This is a genomic window from Blastococcus sp. SYSU DS0973, from assembly GCF_054051055.1.
In genome coordinates this window covers 83,716-100,100 of the sequence record NZ_JBJHAN010000011.1, presented here as the reverse complement: position 1 = coordinate 100,100, position 16,385 = coordinate 83,716, and the positions used below count along the sequence as shown (strand labels likewise).

Annotated in this window: 14 protein-coding genes; 8 read left to right on the top strand and 6 right to left on the bottom strand. The window is 74.8% G+C overall.

Annotated features, from left to right (window positions below; translation table 11 throughout):
- Positions 1–310: 310 nt before the first annotated feature.
- A complete protein-coding gene (locus ACI791_RS16410; protein WP_456587007.1) occupies positions 311–937 on the bottom strand; it encodes an alpha-ketoglutarate-dependent dioxygenase AlkB in 627 nt (208 codons plus the stop codon).
- Between the two features lie 58 nt (positions 938–995).
- A complete protein-coding gene (locus tag ACI791_RS16405; RefSeq protein WP_456587006.1) occupies positions 996–3,218 on the bottom strand; it encodes a DEAD/DEAH box helicase in 2,223 nt (740 codons plus the stop codon).
- A 36-nt stretch (positions 3,219–3,254) separates the two neighbouring features.
- On the opposite strand from ACI791_RS16405, the gene ACI791_RS16400 reads away from it, so the two are divergent.
- Positions 3,255–4,133 carry a PHP domain-containing protein gene (locus ACI791_RS16400; RefSeq protein WP_456587005.1) on the top strand — a complete coding sequence of 293 codons (879 nt, stop codon included), beginning with the start codon at positions 3,255–3,257 and terminating at the stop codon, positions 4,131–4,133.
- A 10-nt stretch (positions 4,134–4,143) separates the two neighbouring features.
- Here the strand turns inward: ACI791_RS16400 and ACI791_RS16395 are convergent, their stop codons facing one another.
- Positions 4,144–5,319, bottom strand: a complete 1,176-nt coding sequence (locus tag ACI791_RS16395; protein ID WP_456587004.1) for a benzoate/H(+) symporter BenE family transporter — start codon at positions 5,317–5,319, stop codon at positions 4,144–4,146.
- 230 nt (positions 5,320–5,549) lie between these two features.
- Between ACI791_RS16395 and ACI791_RS16390 the strand changes: the two genes are divergently transcribed.
- The 5 genes from ACI791_RS16390 to ACI791_RS16370 all read left to right on the top strand — a co-directional run bounded on the left by ACI791_RS16390 (position 5,550) and on the right by ACI791_RS16370 (position 11,592).
- A complete protein-coding gene (locus tag ACI791_RS16390) occupies positions 5,550–6,515 on the top strand; it encodes a carbamate kinase (RefSeq protein ID WP_456587003.1) in 966 nt (321 codons plus the stop codon).
- An 11-nt stretch (positions 6,516–6,526) separates the two neighbouring features.
- Positions 6,527–7,630: a barbiturase gene (gene bar / locus ACI791_RS16385; protein ID WP_456587002.1), complete on the top strand. Its 1,104-nt coding sequence runs from the start codon at positions 6,527–6,529 to the stop codon at positions 7,628–7,630.
- A gap of 526 nt (positions 7,631–8,156) precedes the next feature.
- On the top strand, positions 8,157–9,302 hold the full coding sequence (locus ACI791_RS16380) for a Cache 3/Cache 2 fusion domain-containing protein (protein WP_456587001.1): 1,146 nt from the start codon (positions 8,157–8,159) through the stop codon (positions 9,300–9,302).
- A gap of 99 nt (positions 9,303–9,401) precedes the next feature.
- Entirely contained in the window at positions 9,402–10,493 is a 1,092-nt protein-coding gene (locus ACI791_RS16375) for a PP2C family protein-serine/threonine phosphatase (protein WP_456587000.1), read from the top strand.
- A gap of 124 nt (positions 10,494–10,617) precedes the next feature.
- Positions 10,618–11,592: a tripartite tricarboxylate transporter substrate binding protein gene (locus ACI791_RS16370; protein ID WP_456586999.1), complete on the top strand. Its 975-nt coding sequence runs from the start codon at positions 10,618–10,620 to the stop codon at positions 11,590–11,592.
- Positions 11,593–11,604: 12 nt separating this feature from the next.
- On the opposite strand, the gene ACI791_RS16365 is transcribed toward ACI791_RS16370, so the two are convergent.
- The 3 genes from ACI791_RS16365 to rpsD all read right to left on the bottom strand — a co-directional run bounded on the left by ACI791_RS16365 (position 11,605) and on the right by rpsD (position 15,214).
- Positions 11,605–12,150, bottom strand: coding sequence for an RNA 2'-phosphotransferase (locus ACI791_RS16365; protein WP_456586998.1), 546 nt, complete (start codon positions 12,148–12,150; stop codon positions 11,605–11,607).
- A gap of 16 nt (positions 12,151–12,166) precedes the next feature.
- On the bottom strand, positions 12,167–13,978 hold the full coding sequence (locus ACI791_RS16360; protein ID WP_456586997.1) for a SpoIIE family protein phosphatase: 1,812 nt from the start codon (positions 13,976–13,978) through the stop codon (positions 12,167–12,169).
- Between the two features lie 633 nt (positions 13,979–14,611).
- Positions 14,612–15,214: a 30S ribosomal protein S4 gene (rpsD, locus tag ACI791_RS16355; protein ID WP_456586996.1), complete on the bottom strand. Its 603-nt coding sequence runs from the start codon at positions 15,212–15,214 to the stop codon at positions 14,612–14,614.
- Between rpsD and ACI791_RS16350 the strand changes: the two genes are divergently transcribed.
- On the top strand, positions 15,207–15,350 hold the full coding sequence (locus tag ACI791_RS16350; protein ID WP_456586995.1) for a hypothetical protein: 144 nt from the start codon (positions 15,207–15,209) through the stop codon (positions 15,348–15,350). The genes rpsD and ACI791_RS16350 overlap by 8 nt on opposite strands.
- A 248-nt stretch (positions 15,351–15,598) precedes the next feature.
- Positions 15,599–16,348: a PilZ domain-containing protein gene (locus ACI791_RS16345; protein WP_456586994.1), complete on the top strand. Its 750-nt coding sequence runs from the start codon at positions 15,599–15,601 to the stop codon at positions 16,346–16,348.
- Positions 16,349–16,385: the final 37 nt, after the last annotated feature.

The window sequence follows — 16,385 nt, the reverse complement described above, 5'->3', positions numbered from 1 at the left end:
GCGGACGCGCAGACACTCAACCCTTCCGGGCCTCGTCCCTGGCTGGATGTCCAACTCTACGCCGGTTTCCAGCAGCCCGTCGAGCGGGGGGCTGGTCCGGCGGCCCTTCCGGGCCGCGCGGCGCAAAAAGAAAACTACACGCCCCCACCAGCCCCGTGCAACCCGACCCCCCGGTGACGCCCGCCACGCGTCCGCCACGTCCCTGTCACGCGCCGTTCACGCGGGGCCGAGGGGCCCACCCCAGGCGGGCGGCGGTGACGCGGGGGCGTCGCGGCCTGGGACGGCGGCCCCTTCCCGGCGACCGGCCGGTTCACGCGACGCCGCAGGGGCGGAACTGGACGCTCACGCGCGGTCCGATCGGCTTCGTGGTCTTCGGGATGCAGTGCTCCCAGGTGCGCTGGCACGAGCCACCCATCACCACGAGGTCGCCGTGGCCCAGCGGGAAGCGTAGGGAGTCGCCGCCGCCCATGCGGCGCAGCAGCAGCGGACGAGGGGAGCCGAACGAGACGATGGCGACCATCGTGTCGCTGGAGCGCCCGCGCCCGATGCGGTCGCCGTGCCAGGCGACGCTGTCCCGACCGTCGCGGTACAGGCACATCCCGGCGGTCACGAAGGGCTCGCCCAGCTCGGGCCCGTAGTGGCGGTTCAGCTCTGCCCGGGCCTCGCTCAGGAGCGCGTGGGGCAGCTCCTCCCGGCCGGAGTACCAGCGCAGCAGGCGCGGCACGGCGACGTCCCGGTCGTACATCTGGCGGCGGTCCTCCCGCCAGCCGATGTCACCGAGCAGGACGTCGAGCACCTCGTCGGACCCGGAGACCCAGCCCGGCAGGTGGTCGACCCAGGCCCCTCGGCCCAGGGCGTGGCGGGTGACGCCCTTCAGCGGCGCGAGCGTCGCCTCCTCGGCGAGGTCCCACATCGAGGGCTGGTGCGCCAGCGTCATACCGGCACGCTACCCGGACTTTCGCACATCTGTGCGAAAAGCTGTGGACGGAGCTCACTCAGGCGGCGAGGGCGAGGGCGAACGGGAGGACGGCCGATGCACCGGCCCGGCGCAGCTCACGCCCGGCGACGGTCACGGTCCAGCGCGAGTCGGCGAGGTCGTCCACCAGGAGCACCGGGCCGTTCACCGACGCGAGGGCCTCGCGCAGCTCCGGGCCGACGACGACCCGGCCCCACACGGCGGCGAGCCGGAAGGCGCTGTTCCCGCCCGGCTGCCCCGTGGGCCCGCCGTGGGCGAGCGAGAGTTCCCCCAGGTAGGGCAGCCGGCCCATCCGCGCGAGCCCCTGCGCCACCCCGCGCACCAACTGGGGACGCCGGCGCGACGGCACGGCCACCACGGCCGCCGGGCGCTCCTTCCAGTCCCAGGCAGCGAGCACCCGGCCGCAGGCCCGCAGCAGCTCTTCATCCGGTGGGACGTCGGAGACGGAGCGGCGCCCGGGCACGTCGAACGCGGCGTCGGGGTCCTCCTCGATGCTCGGCGCCTCGAGGTCGAGCTCCACCACGCCGCCGACGCCGTCGTCCCCGAGCAGGGAGCGCAGCCGCTGCCCCCAGCCCAGGTCGGTGAGCCGAGCGACGGCGCGACCGGTCTCCAGCTGGTCGGAGGGCGGGATCTTGCCCTTGACGTCGACGCCCAGCCGGTCCGCGCCGGTCGGCCACATCGCCCGTGGGGCCAGCTCCACGCCCGGCCGGTCGAGGGCGGCGGAGGCGGCGTCCGCCGCGGCCTCGGGGACGTCGGTGGCGTACCAGGGCGCGGCGCAGACGTCACAGCGTCCGCAGGGCGCGGCCGTGGGGTCGTCCAGCGCGGACTGCAGGAAGGCCATGCGGCACTCCGCCTCGTCCACCGGCTTGGCGTAGGCCAGCATCGCGCGCTGCTCGGCCTCCCGGGTGCGCGTGACGCGGGCGTAGCGGTCGGCGTCGTAGACCCACGGCCGCCCGGTCGAGCGCCAGCCGCCCTGCACCCGCTCCACGGCGCCGTCGACGGCGAGCACCTTGAGCAGCAGCTCGAGCCGGGAGCGGCGCACGTCGGCCACCGTCTCCAGCCGGGCCACCGACCACGCCTTGCCGTCGGCCATCGCCGTGAGCACCGCGGCGGCGTGGTCCTCCCGCGGCATGGAGGAGGTGGCGAACCACTGCCAGATCGCGATGTCCTCCGGCCCGGGCAGCAGCAGGACGTCGGCGTGCTCGACGGCCCGGCCCGCGCGGCCGACCTGCTGGTAGTAGCTGACCGGGGAGGAGGGGGCGCCCAGGTGGACGACGAACCCCAGATCGGGCTTGTCGAACCCCATGCCGAGGGCCGAGGTGGCGACCAGCGCCTTCACCTCGTTCTTCCGCAGCGCCTCCTCCGCGTCCTTGCGGTCGGCGTCGTCCAGCCGGCCGGTGTAGGCCCGGACCTCGTGTCCGGCGCCGCGGAGCAGGTTCGCCGTCTCCTCGGCCGCGGCGACGGTGAGGGTGTAGACGATGCCGCTGCCCGGCAGGTCGCCCAGGTGGGCAGCCAGCCAGGCCAGCCGCGCCCGGTCCGACGGCAGTCGGAGCACGCCCAGCCGCAGCGAGTCGCGGGAGAGCGGGCCGCGCACGGTCGTCACCTCGACGCCGCCGGCTCCCAGCTGCTCCGCGACGTCGGCCACCACGCGCTCGTTCGCCGTCGCCGTGGTCGCGAGGACGGGTGTGCCGTCCGGCAGCGTGCCCAGCAGATCGCGGATGCGGCGATAGTCGGGGCGGAAGTCGTGCCCCCAGTCGGAGACGCAGTGGGCCTCGTCGACGACGACCAGCCCGCACCGGGCGACCAGGCCGGGCAGCTGCTCCTCGCGGAAGCGGGGGTTGGTGAGCCGCTCCGGGGAGACGAGCAGGACGTCGACGTCGTCGGCGGTCAGGCGGGCGGCGATGTCGTCCCACTCGGTCATGTTCGCGCTGGAGATCTCGACCGCGCGGATGCCGGCGCGGGCGGCGGCGGCCACCTGGTCGCGCATCAGGGCCAGCAGCGGGCTCACCAGCAGCGTGGGCCCGGCGCCGCGGCGGCGCAGGAGCGCGGTGGAGACGAAGTAGACGGCCGACTTGCCCCAGCCGGTGCGCTGCACGACCAGCGCCCGTTGGGAGCGCTCGACCAGCGCGGCGACCGCAGCGTCCTGCCCCTCGCGGAAGACCGCGTCGGGCCGGCCGGTGAGCTCCCGGAGGATCTCCAGGGCTTCGTCGGCGATCGAGGACGGCGGTGCGGCGGTGCTCATGCCGACGACAGTAGGCACCCCGAGGGACGAGAACGGGTGCCCGCGCGCGGCCTGGGGACGACGGTGGAGAATCCCCAGGCGATGGCACACCAGGGGCAGCTTCCGGCCGACAACCACGTGCACACCCACTGGTCGTGGGACACCCCCGACTCGTCCACCATGCGCAAGGCCTGCGAGCGGGCGATCGCCCAGGGCCTGCCCGCGATCGCCTTCACCGAGCACCTGGACTTCACCGTCTGGCACGACGAGGACCGGGCCACCGAGGAGGGGCTGGTCGACCGCAACCCGGCGCACCAGCTGCCGATCGACGTCGAGGGCTACTTCGCCGAACTGGCGGAGGTCCGGGACCGGTTCCCGGACCTGCGGATCTGGTCGGGCGTCGAGACCGGTGAGCCGCACCTGTTCGCCGCGAGCATCGCCCGCCACCTCGAGGACTCACCGGTCGACCGCATCCTCGGTTCCCTGCACTCGCTGTCCGACCAGGGCCGGCTGGTCGGCGTCGGCCGGCTGCTGCACGTCGACGCCGACGCCACGATGCGCCGCTACCTCGGCGAGATGGTCGGGATGATCGAGAGCAGCGAGGTCTTCCAGGTGCTGGCGCACGTGGACTTCCCGCGGCGGTACTGGCCCGGCGGATCGCACCGGTATGTGGAGAAGGACTACGAAGCGGAGTACCGGGCGGTGTTCCGCGCGCTGGCCGGCAGCGGCCGCGCGCTCGAGATCAACACGAGCAGCCCGCTCGCCTCGGCCGACCAGGTGCGCTGGTTCCGCGAGGAGGGCGGCGAGGCGGTCAGCTTCGGCAGCGACGCGCACGCCCCCACCGCGGTGGGCCAGAAGTTCGACCTCGCGGTGGCCGTCGCCGAGGCCGCCGGGTTCCGGCCGGGACGCGACCGGTTCGACTTCTGGCGCCGCTGACCGTCCCCCCTCACGCCGAGACGACCGCGCCCTGAGGCCGGGTCGGGGACCAGGCCCAGAAAGCCAGGCCCACGACCAGCGACCAGAAGGCCGACCCGATGCCGCCCACGGTGATGCCGCTGATCGCCACGAGGAAGGTCGCGACGACGGGGATCCGGTCCTCCGGTCGCGCCAGGGCTCCGCTCAGGGACGAAGCCAGCACCGGCCAGAGCGCCAGGCCAGCAGCCGCGGCGACGAACCCGGCGGGGGCCGTGACCACGAGCGCGGCGACGGCGGCGGAGACGAGCGCGAACCCGACGTAGGTCAGCCCCGCGGCGCGAGCGGCCCGGTAGCGGCGTCCCGGGTCGGCGTCCGCCTCGGGACCGGCCGCCAGGGCGGCGCTGATGGCGGCCAGGTTGATTGCGTGACCACCGAACGGCGCACCGAGGACCGTCCCGGCTCCGGTGACGGCCATGGCCGGCCGCCAGGGCGCCCGGTAGCCGTGGGCGGCCAGCACGGCCATGCCCGGCACGTTCTGGGAGGCCATGGTGACCAGGAAGAGCGGCAGCGCGAGCCCGATCACCGCAGTGGAGGCGAAGTCCGGCGTCGTCCACTCCAGGGTGGGGACCAGGGCGGCGGCCGGGACACCCCCCTCGCGCCAGGCGAGCCACCCGATGATGCCGAGGGTGAGGGCGAAGGCGGCCGGCACCGCCCAGCGCGGGGAGAACCGCAGCAGCACCGCCCAGACCAGGACCACCGGCGCCACCAGCCAGGGCATCTCCAGCGCGGAGCGGACCGGCTGGAGGCACAGGGGGACGAGCACGCCGGCCAGCATCGCCTGAGCCAGCACCGGCGGGATGGCTGCGATCGCGCTGCCCAGCCGGGGCCACCCCGCGGTGAGCAGGACGAGGGCGCCGACCAGGACGAAGGCGGCGACGGCCACGGGCCAGGACGGCGCGGCGGCGGTCGCCAGCAGGGCCGCGCCGGGCGTGGACCAGGCCACGGTGATCGGCATCCGCGTCCGCTGGGCCAGCAGCACGGTGGCGATCCCCATGGTGAGCGACAGGACCACCAGCCCCGAAGCCGCCTGCCCCGGCGTGGCCCCGACCGCGCGGAGGCCGGTGAGCACGACGGCGAAGGAGCTCAGGAACCCGACGAGTGCGGTCACCAGCCCGGCGACGGTCGTCGACGACGGGGCGGCGGGCACGGCGCGGAACGCTAGCGGAGCCACCCTGATGCAGACCGCCACCGCAGGCGGACGGCCGGAAGCGGGTGGCCGACGTCACCTCCGGGGCGGGTGGCCGGTCCCGCAGACGGTCGCCGCCGGGCAGGGGGCGCACGTCAGCCCCGGGTGCCGGCACCCCGAAAGCGGACCTCGAGCGGACAGCCGTCCCCAGGTCCTTCACCGCTAAGGAATTTCCGGCTAGGGTCGGCGGGGTGACGTCGAGCCGCGTGGTCATCGCCCTCGGAGGCAACGCCATGACCGGAGCCGACGGGTCGGCGACGCCGGCGGCCCAGCGCGCCGCGCTCGCCGAGGCGGCCACCCACATCGCCGCCGTCGTCGCCGCAGGCGCCGAGGTGGTGATCACCCACGGCAACGGCCCCCAGGTGGGCAACCTGCTGGTGAAGAACGAGCTGGCCGCGCACGAGGTGCCGCCGGTGCCGCTGGACTGGAACGTCGCGCAGACGCAGGCCACCATCGGTTTCACCCTCGCCGACGAGCTCGACGCCACCCTGCGGGCCCGTGGCCTTCCGCAGCGCACCGCGGGCCTGATCACCCGGACGCTGGTCGACGCCGACGACCCGCACTTCGCCGAGCCGTCCAAGCCGGTCGGCCGCTACCTCCCCCGCGAGAAGGCGGACCGGTTCATCGCGCTCGGCCAGACGTGGGAGGACCGCGGCGACCGCGGCTGGCGGCGGGTCGTCGCCTCCCCGGAGCCGAAGGCCGTCATCGACTCCGCGGCGATTCACGCGCTGGCGGGGGCCGGGTTCGTCGTCGTCTGCGCCGGCGGAGGCGGCATCCCCGTGGTCGACGACAGCCGCGACCACGACCGGGTCCGGTCGCCGCTGCACGGCGTCGAGGCCGTCATCGACAAGGACCTCACCGCGGCCATCCTGGCCCGGGACGTCAAGGCCGACACCCTGGTCATCGCCACCGACGTCACGAACGTGATGGTCGACTTCGGCACGCCGGACCAGCGCCCGCTCGGCCGGATCACCGCGGCCCAGATGCGCGATCTCGCCGCGGCCGGCCAGTTCGCCCGCGGCTCGATGGGCCCGAAGGTGGAAGCAGCTCTCCGCTTCGTCGAGGCCGGCGGCGCCCGCGCCGTCATCACCTCGCTCGAGCACATCGCCGACGCCGTCCGTGGTGACGACGCCGGCACCGTCCTCACCCACTCCTGAAGGGAACCCGCATGCCCGCACCGATCGAGGTCCGCAAGGTCCCGCTGCACAACGTCTCCGACGCCTCGGAGCTGGCCAAGCTCATCGACGACGGCGTCATGGACGCCGACCGCGTCATCGCGGTCATCGGCAAGACCGAGGGCAACGGCGGGATCAACGACTACACCCGGATCATCGCCGACCGCGCGTTCCGCGAGGTGCTCATGGAGAAGGGCAGCCGGTCGAAGGAGGAGGTCGGGGACATCCCGATCGTGTGGTCCGGCGGCACCGACGGCGTCATCAGCCCGCACGCGACCGTTTTCGCGACCCTCCCCGAGGAGTCCGTCGAGAAGACCGACGAGCCGCGGCTGACCGTGGGATACGCGATGAGCGACGTCCTGCTGCCCGAGGACATCGGCCGCGTCGCCATGGTGGAGAAGGTGGCCGCCGGCGTGAGGAAGGCGATGGCCGAGGCCGGCATCACCGACCCGGCCGACGTGCACTACGTGCAGACCAAGACGCCGCTGCTCACGATCGACACGATCCGCGACGCCCACGAGCGCGGCCAGACCACCATCCTGGAGGAGCCCCACGGCTCCATGGACATCTCCAACGGCACGACGGCGCTGGGCATCGCGGTGGCGCTCGGCGAGATCGAGATGCCGACGCAGGACCAGATCATGCGCGACCTGTCCCTGTACTCCTCGGTCGCGTCCTGCTCGTCGGGCGTGGAGCTGGACCGGGCGCAGATCGTCGTCGTCGGCAACGCCCGCGGCCACGGCGGCACCTACCGCGTCGGCCACTCCGTGATGAAGGATGCTCTCGACCAGGACGGCATCTGGGCGGCGATCCGCGACGCCGGCCTGGAGCTGCCCGAGCGGCCGCACCACACCGACCTCGGCGACCGCCTGGTCAACGTCTTCCTCAAGTGCGAGGCCTCCCCCGACGGGAAGGTCCGCGGGCGGCGCAACGCGATGCTCGACGACTCCGACGTCTCCTGGCACCGCCAGATCAAGGCGTGCGTCGGCGGCGTGACGGCGTCGGTCACCGGTGACCCGGCGGTCTTCGTCTCGGTCGCCGCGGTCCACCAGGGCCCGTCGGGCGGCGGCCCGGTCGCCGCGATCGTCAGGGCGTGACGACAGCCCCGGGAGCATCGCAGCGAGGGGCGGACCGGGCCGCGCGGTCGCGCCGGCATCGAGGCCTGACCACCGGGTGACGCAGGAGGAGGGGTCCGGGACGTCGTCCCGGACCCCTCCTCCTGCGCATCCGGGGCGGACGCCGGGCCAGGAGCCGGCGGGGGCGACGTGGTGCAGGACGACGGTGTCGCACCGCTCCCCGACACGGCGCAGGAACTCGGCAGCGAGTGGTCGATGACGGTCCGGCCCGGGGTGAAGGCGGCGCCGGGCACGATCCGCTCGGTCTGTCCGTGCGGGACCGGGCCACTCACCGGCGCGCCTTCCCGGGGCTCCGGGCGTACGCCTTACGGTGCTCCTCGAACCTCCCCGGCTGCGGGCGGTCAGATGGTTCTCCAGGCAGCTGTGGGAGGGATCGGTCGTGCGCTCGTCGACGTCACGGGGTTCCACGTCCTCACCACCGGTGGCACCCCCGCGCGCCGTTCCGGCGTCTCCGGGCCGGCGACGCACCGTCGAGCGGGACACCAGCATGGAGGCCGCGGCCCAGCAGGCGGGCGTCCTCGCGCAGGCGTCGCGGGAGGTCTCCGACACCTCCGCAGAGGCGGCCGCATCGCTGGCCGAGCTCCGGTCCGCCATCGGGGACATCTCGGCCAGCACCGGTCGCGCCTCCGCCGTCGCCGAGGAGGCGGTGCGTGATGCGCGAGCCGTGGACGAACGGATCGCGGCGCTGCAGGCCGCGAGCGAGTCGATCACCCAGTTCGTCCGCCTGATCACGGCCATCAGCCAGCAGAGCCGTTTCCTGGCGCTCAACGCGTCCGTGGAGGCCGCGCGGGCCGGCGGCGTGGGCCGCGGGTTCGCCGTCGTCGCCGACGAGGTCAAGGAGCTCGCCGGGCGCACCGCCCAGGCCGCGCAGGACATCGACGCGCAGATCAAGGCGGTGCAGAAGGAGACCGAGCAGGCGGTCGAGGTGATCTCGCGCATCACCGGCACCCTCGGCTCCATCGCCGACGCCCAGGACACGATCGCCGCCGCCGTGGAACAGCAGCGGGCGGCCACGGAGCGGGTCGTGGAGAACGTCGACCGGGCGGCGAGCGGATCAGCCCGCATCACCGACGCGGTGGCCCAGCTCGCCGACAGCCAGCGCGTCATCTACGTCCGCCGGGCGCTGTCGGTCGCCGAGCAGCACCTCGCCGAGCTCGGCGGAGCGCGGCTGGGTAGCACCCGCGCGCCGGTGACCGTGCGCGACCAGGCCACCGGCGCCACCTCCACCGCCCAGCTGGCCGACGTCCTCATCGGGGAGGTGCCGCTGGACCGCAGCGACGACCCCCGTCGCCCCGCGCTGCTCGTCGACGAGGTGGTCCGCCGGGCCGGCGGCAGCTGCACGCTGTTCCAGCGGCTCGATGACCAGGGCAGCATGGTGCGGGCGGCGACGACCGTGCTCGACGCCGCCGGGCGGCGCAACGTCGGCACCTCCATCGCGCGGACGAACCTCGACGGCTCCCCCAACCCGGTGCTGGCCGCGGTCCACGCCGGCGACGTGTACACCGGCGCAGCCACCGTAGCCGACCGGCCCTACTTCACCGCGTACGCCGGCCTGCACGACGAGGCCGGCGTCCTCATCGGGATGCTGTACGTCGGGCTGCCCATGGACGCCATGCCGGGCTCCACGGGCTGATCGGCTCCCCGGCGGAACGGCCCGCCGGTCCAGGCGTCGTCCTCTAGGTTGGACGCCGCTGGAGGGGCAGGCGGCAGCTCGCGGCCGGACGAGGGGGACGTGGTGGACCGGTCGGAGCGCTTCCACCAGGCGCTGCCCGCCCTCGCCCTGGCCCTGGTGGTGCTCGCGGAGGCCCTCAGTGGCCGCGGCCAGGTGGTGCTCGGGCTGGCCGTGGTCGCGCCGCTGGTGGCCGCGACCGCGCTGAGCCGGCGGGCGACCGTCGCCTACGGGGCGGCCGCCTTCGTCGTCGGCACGCTGCTGGGCCTCTACGAGCAGCAGTACACCGCCGAGACGGCGGTGGCCCAGAGCGTCCGGCTCGTCGCCGTCGCCCTCGCCGGGGTGCTCGCCGTCGCCACCTGCGAGCTGCGGCTGCGCCGGGAGGCGCAGCTGGCCCGGCTCGGCGCCGAGGCGGCGGCGACGCGCGCCGCCGTCCGGACCGGCGAGACGCTGCAGCGGGCCCTGCTCGGCGACGCCCCGCGGGTGCCCGGCATGGAGACCGCCGCCCGCTACCTGCCGGGCGCGCGGGAGGCCCAGGTCGGCGGGGACTGGTACGACGCCTTCCCGCTCGCCGACGGCCGCACCATGCTGGTCATCGGCGACGTCGCCGGGCACGACGCCCCCGCCGCGGCCACGATGGCCCAGACCCGCGGCATGCTGCGGGCCCTGGCCCGGTCGGGGCACACCTCGCCGGCGGCCGCCCTCACCGCGCTGGACGACGTCCTGGCCGGTCTGTCGCTGGAGACCCTGGTGACCGTCGCCGTGTCCACCGTGGACGTGCGCGGTCTCGCCGCCGGCGCCGTCCCGCTGCGCTGGTCCAACGCCGGGCACCCGCCGCCGGTGCTCGTCCGCGCCGACGGCAGCGCCGAGGTGCTCCAGCGGGTGCCCGACCGACTGCTCGGGACCACGCCCACCGACGCCCCGCGCAGCGACCACGAGCTCGTCCTGCACCGCGGGGACACGCTGCTGCTCTACACCGACGGCCTGATCGAGCGGCGCGGCATGACGCTCGACGACGGCACCGCCTGGCTGGTGCGGGCGCTGCGGCAACTGGGGCGCGAGCCGCTGGACCGGATGTGCGACGGGCTGCTGAGCGCCCTGGGCACCCGGGGCGACGACGACATCGCGCTGCTGGCGGTCCGGCTCCCTGCCTGACCGTGCGCCGGGAATCCGCGCGCAGCGTGCCCCCGTGGCCCGGATACCGCACGATGGATCCACCGCCCGACACGGACGGGGCCCGGTGCGGCGACGACGCCGTCACCCCACGTCAGGAGATCCGATGAGACCTGCCCGCGTGCTCGCCGCCCTCCTCGCCACCTCCCTGCTGACCGCGTGCGGCGGTGAGGACTCCGGATCCGGCGGGGACGCCGCGGGCGACTTCCCGACGCAGAACGTCCGGCTGCTCGTCCCCTACACAGCCGGCGGGCCGACCGACATCGCGGCGCGCGCCCTCGCCGCGCACATGGAGCAGGAGCTCGACGAGTCGGTCGTCGTCGAGAACCTCCCGGGCGCCTCGGGCGCCACCGCCTACCAGCAGCTGATCCAGGCCGAGGCCGACGGGCACACCCTCTCCATGACCGCGCTGCCGACCGCGGTCCTGAACTACCTGAGCAACGACGTCGGGTACACCCGCGAGGACTTCACGCCGGTCGGCGTCGTCACCCGCGTGCCGTCGGGGATCGTGGTGCCGGCCGACTCGCCGTACCAGGACCTGGCGTCGCTCTTCGGGGCCGCGCAGGCCGAGCCCGGGTCGATCACCGTGGGCACGCCCGGCGCCACCAACACGCACGCCGCCGAGACCCGGCGGATCACCCAGCTCTACGACGTGCCCCTGACCGTGGTGCCGTTCGAGGGCAACTCGGAGGTGCAGACGGCGCTGCTGGGCGAGAACGTCAGCGCCGGGTTCGTGAACCTCTCGCAGGACATGCTGCCGGCGATCGAGTCCGGCGACCTCCGGGTGCTCGCCGTCGGCAGCGAGGAACCGCTCCCCTACGTCGACGCGCCCACGTTCGTCGAGGAGGGCTTCCCCGAGCTGGTGCAGAGCACGACCACCTTCGGGGTCATCGCGCCCGCCGGCGTCCCGGACGAGGTGCGCCAGACCCTCGAGGACACGCTGCGCAGCGCGGCGGAGGAGCCGTCCGTGGTGGAGACGCTGGGCGAGCGGTACGTGCCCGAGGAGTTCATCGGCGGCGAGGGCCTGCAGGAGCTGTTCGTCGAGACCGAGGAGACCTTCCGCGACGTGATGGCCGGGTGACCGACGGGGTGGTCAGCCGTCCGGCGCGGACGCGGCGTCCACCACGGTCAGGAACCGCGGGGGGACGGTGTCGACGAGCCACACGCCGTTGGCCGAGCGGCTGAAGGAGGACCCGCCGGCGGCCATGCCGGCGGCGTCCACCCGGAGCACGACCGGGCGGCCCCGCCGGCCGCCCACGGCCCGGGCGGTGACGACGTCGGCGGAGAGGTGCACCGCGTGCCGGCGCCCCGGCCGCAGCCCCTCGGCGAGGATGGCCGGGAGGACGCGCTCGACCGTGCCGTGGAACAGCACCTCCGGCGGCTGCTCGGGCCCGTAGCCGAGGTCCACGGCGACGCTGTGCCCCTGACTGGCCCGGATCCGCGTGCCGGTCGGGTCGAAGGCGAACCGGCGCTTGTCGTTCGTGGCGACGACGAGCTCGAGCTGCTCCCTGGAGATCCGCAGCGCGGCGAGCAGCTGGCCGACGTCGGCCCAGCCGGCGTCGTCGAGAGTGAGCCCCACCGAGTCGGGGCGGTGCCGCAGCACGAACGACAGCCGCTTGCTCGTCCGGACGACGTCCATCTCGGCCTCCCGGGCGTCAGCCGCAGCGGAACAGGACGAACGCGACGTCGTCGTCCGGCGCGTCACCGAGCAACCGCTCGGTGAGCCTCGCCTTCAGCTCGGCGGGACCGAGGTGCCGCCCCGCCACCAGCGCCTCCGCGGCCCGGCCGATCCCCTCGTCCAGCGCCTCGTCCCGCCGCTCGACCAGGCCGTCGGTGTAGAGCAGCAGCGTGGAGCCGGCAGGCAGCGCGACCCCCGCCGCGGGGCGGCGGGCCCCCGCCACGACGGCGAGCGGGAGGGCGCTCCCGCCCTCCAGCAGGTGGACGGCGCCGCCGTCCTCCACGAGCACCGCCGGCGGGTGCCCGGCGCTGCTGTAGCAGAGGCTGCCCGCACGAGGGTCGATGACGGCGCAGAACACGGTGCTCACGGCCGCACCGGGGACCAGCGCCGCGAACCGGTCGAGGGCCGACAGCACGTGGGCGGGCGACCGGCTCTCCAGCAGCAGCGCCCGGCCGGCGCTGCGCAGCTGGCCCATCACGGCCGCGGCGGGCAGGCCGCGGCCGACGACGTCGCCGACGACCACGCCGTAGCCGCCGCCGGGCAGGTCCACCACGTCGTACCAGTCGCCGCCCACCTCCAGCGTGCCGGTGGCCGGTTCGTAGTGGACGGCGAAGCCCTCGGGCAGCACGGTCGGACCGAGGACCGCGCGCTGCAGGGTCACGGCGACGTCGGTGAAGAACTGCGCTCGCGCCTGGTCCGACCGCGCCCGCTCCTCGGCCCGGCGGCGCTCGGCCGCGACCGCCTGCGCATCGGCGACCGCCGCGGCGACCTGCCCGGCCGCCAGGGCCATGAAGATGCGATAGCCCTCGTCCAGGGGGAGGTGCGGGCTGGCGCCCAGGACCAGCGCGCCGATCGGCCGCTCGGCACCGGCGGCGGTGAGCGGTAGGACGACCGCGGTGCGGACGTCGGCCTGCCCGGCGGGGCTCGCGGCGGCGCTGGACAGCCCCGGCAGGAGCGCGGCCAGCGAGGTCACCGTCTGCGCCTCCCCGGTCGCCATCGCGCGGAGCACCTGCCCGGGGACGACGCCGCCGGCCGGCTCCCCGCGCACGTCGAGGCCCTGCCCGGCGACGAACCGCGGGGTCCCGTCGTCGCCGTCGGCCAGGTAGACCAGACCGAAGGGGCAGTCCGCCCGGGCATCGGCGAGCACCCCGAGCGCGGTCGACACCGCTTCGGTCGTGTCCCCGTGCGAGGCGCGCGGCAGGCTGCCCAGCCGCTGCAGGACGCCGAGCCGGCGGGCCGCCAGTACGCGCTGGGTGGTCTCGACGACCGTGTCGAGCAGGCCGACCACCTGGCCACCCGGCTCGAGGACCGGGCTGAACGAGAAGGAGAAGTAGGTCTCCTCCTCGTAGCCGTGCCGCGTCATGACCAGGGGCAGGTCCTCGGAGTACGTGGCTCGTCCGGCCATCACCTCGGCGACCATCGGCTCGAGGGCGGCCCAGATGTCGGACCAGACGTCGCGCGCCGACCGGCCCAGCGCGGCGGGGTGCCGGGCGCCGAGCATGGGGGCGTAGCCGTCGTTGTAGATCATGACGAGCTCCGGGCCCCACATGAGCAGGAACGGGAACCGCGAGTTGAGCGCGGTGCTGACCGCCGTCCGGAGCGTCGGTGACCAGTCCGCCTGAGGCCCGAGGGCGGTCGTCCCCCAGTCGTGCTCGAGGACCAGTCGTTGCAGCCCGGTCCGGGGACCGCTGGGAATCAGCTCCGCCAGGTGCCTGTTCAGCTTCGCTCCCCCACGCGGCCGGGGCGCTGCGCCGCCGTTCCAGCGGCCGCTCGATCGTGTACCGAGCATCATCGCATCCGCGTGACGGGCAGGCTAATTGGGCACTACCTACCGCATCTTCGCTGGGGCCCGCGGGACGTCGCCGCCGTCGACGACCTGCTCGCGGCGGCCCGACCCGGCTGGATCGGGGCGAGATCGCCGATCTCGCCAGTTTTCCCGGCCGGATGGGGGCGAGATCGCCGATCTCGCCCAGAGGCCTCAGCCGGCGAACCAGCTGTCCGGCGGCAGGTCGGGCCGGGGCCGGTGCTGTTCACCTCGCGGGGCGGGCGGCGCCCACGCCAGAGCGTCACGACGTTCTCGGCCGCGCGGGACGACGACCCGGAGCGGACCCTCGGGCGGCAGCGAGTGCAGCCACCAGTCCAGCTCCAGCTCCCCGCCGGAGCCTGACCCCTGGTTGAGCACGATGCCGTCGTCGAGCTCGTCCGCGGAGCCGACCGTGCTGGCCCGCCGGCCGTCGGCGAGTAGACCTGGAGGCCGACGAGCGCGATCGCGGCGTCGTCCGTGCGGGCCAGCAGCGCCTTCACCGGCAGGGCGGCCGGGATTCCGTTCGTCCGGGGCCACCGGAGCCCGACTCGGGATCTGCGCGCACCGTCCGCCAGGTGGCCCCCACCGCGGGTCGGTGGCGCAGCTCCCGCCCGGGGGTCAGCGGGAGTAGTACTCCACGACCAGCTGCTCCTCGCAGACGACCGGGACCTCCTCGCGGTTCGGCGTCCGCTCGTAGCGGGCCACCAGGTCGGCCAGCCGCACCTCGAGGTACTTCGGCGCCTCGGCGTGCGCGCCGGAGGCGGCGACGACGAACGGCTCCCTGGTGCGGGACTTCTCCGCGATCTGCACGAAGTCACCCGGCACGAGCCGGTAGGAGGGCCGGTCGACGCGCTTGCCGTTGACCAGCACGTGCTGGTGGGTGACGAACTGGCGAGCCTGGTAGATCGTGCGGGCGAAGCCGGCGCGCAGGACGGTGGCGTCGAGCCGCGACTCGAGGTCCTGGATCAGGGCCTCACCGGTCTTGCCGCCCGACCGCCTTGCGCGGTCGAAGGCCGCTCGCAGCTGCGTCTCGCTGATGTCGTACTGGGCGCGCAGGCGCTGCTTCTCCCTGAGGCGGGTGGAGTAGTCGCTGTCCTTGCGACGCTTCCGCCCGTGCTCGCCCGGCGGGTACGGGCGGCGCTCGAAGTACTGGACGGACTTCGGCGTGAGGGGGATGCCCAGCGCGCGACTGAGCCGGACCTTGGGACGGGGCGTGTTCACTCAGATCTCCAACTCGGCGGTGGCGGAGGCGACCGCCACCCGCGACGGCGACGTCCCCGCGCAGCTGACCACCCCGGGCAAGGCGCCGTTCCGTTGCGCCACCCGGTTCGTGAGCTCGTGCAGGAGACGGGCGTGACAACCCGCGTGCACGGTCAGGACATTCCCGGGTGCCGTTCGCCGCCCCGCTGGACGACGTGGACGGACTTGCCTCCGCCGTGACCCCCTGCCCACCTGCGGCCCCGCTTCAGTTCCGCCCGGACCTCCCGCCCGGGGCGGACGACACGCCCGACGGCGACACCCCGGCCAACCGGCCTGGGACGGCATCCCGCCCCGATAGCCTGCGCGGGTTCCAAGACGCGTCCGTTCTAGAAGGAGAGGGGGGCAATGATGGCGGAGAACCCGGGGGTGGACTACCCGGAGCCGCGGACGGTGGTGGACCTGCTGGCCACCAGCAGGGGCGACGTCCTGATGAGCCTGGTCGAGTCGTCGGGCAGCGCCGAGATCGTGGTGTCGATCGGCGAGGACCGCTCGAGACGGCGGGTGCGGCTGGAGCCCGGTGAGCACGTCGAGGTGATCTGGCGCGGACCCGAGGAGCTGCGGTCCCTCCCGACCGAGCTCGTCGCCGCGGAACTCGGCCCGCCGCAGTGGCGACTGCGCCCCGTCGGCCCTTCCACCCGGGGCCAGCGCCGGTCCGCGGTGCGAGCGCCGCTGACCCTGCAGGTGCGGATGACCGTCGGCACCGACGCGCTGCACGGCGTGACGGTGGACATCAGCGAGGGCGGGATCCGGGCCCTGTTCCCGCGGCTCGACGCCGGACGTCCCGCCGCGCCCCGCGCAGCCACGACGACCGAGCAGCCCGGAACCGGCACGGACACCACACCGGAGCCGGCGGCGACGGACGGCGCGGGCGGCACGGAGCAGGCGCTGCGCGTGGGCGCCGTCCTCCCGCTCGCCGTGTGCCTGGAGCAGGACGAGCTGCCCTGCCAGGGCGAGGTGATCCGGCGCGTCACGCGCCAGGACGGCGGTACGGAGGTGAGCCTGCGCTTCGTCGGCATGCCGGACAAGACGCAGGACCTGATCCGCCGGCACGTCTTCGCCGGGCTGCGCTCGCTGCGCGCCCGCGGCCTGCTGTGAGCCGACACCGGCACAGGGCCCGGGGCGTCCGGCTGGG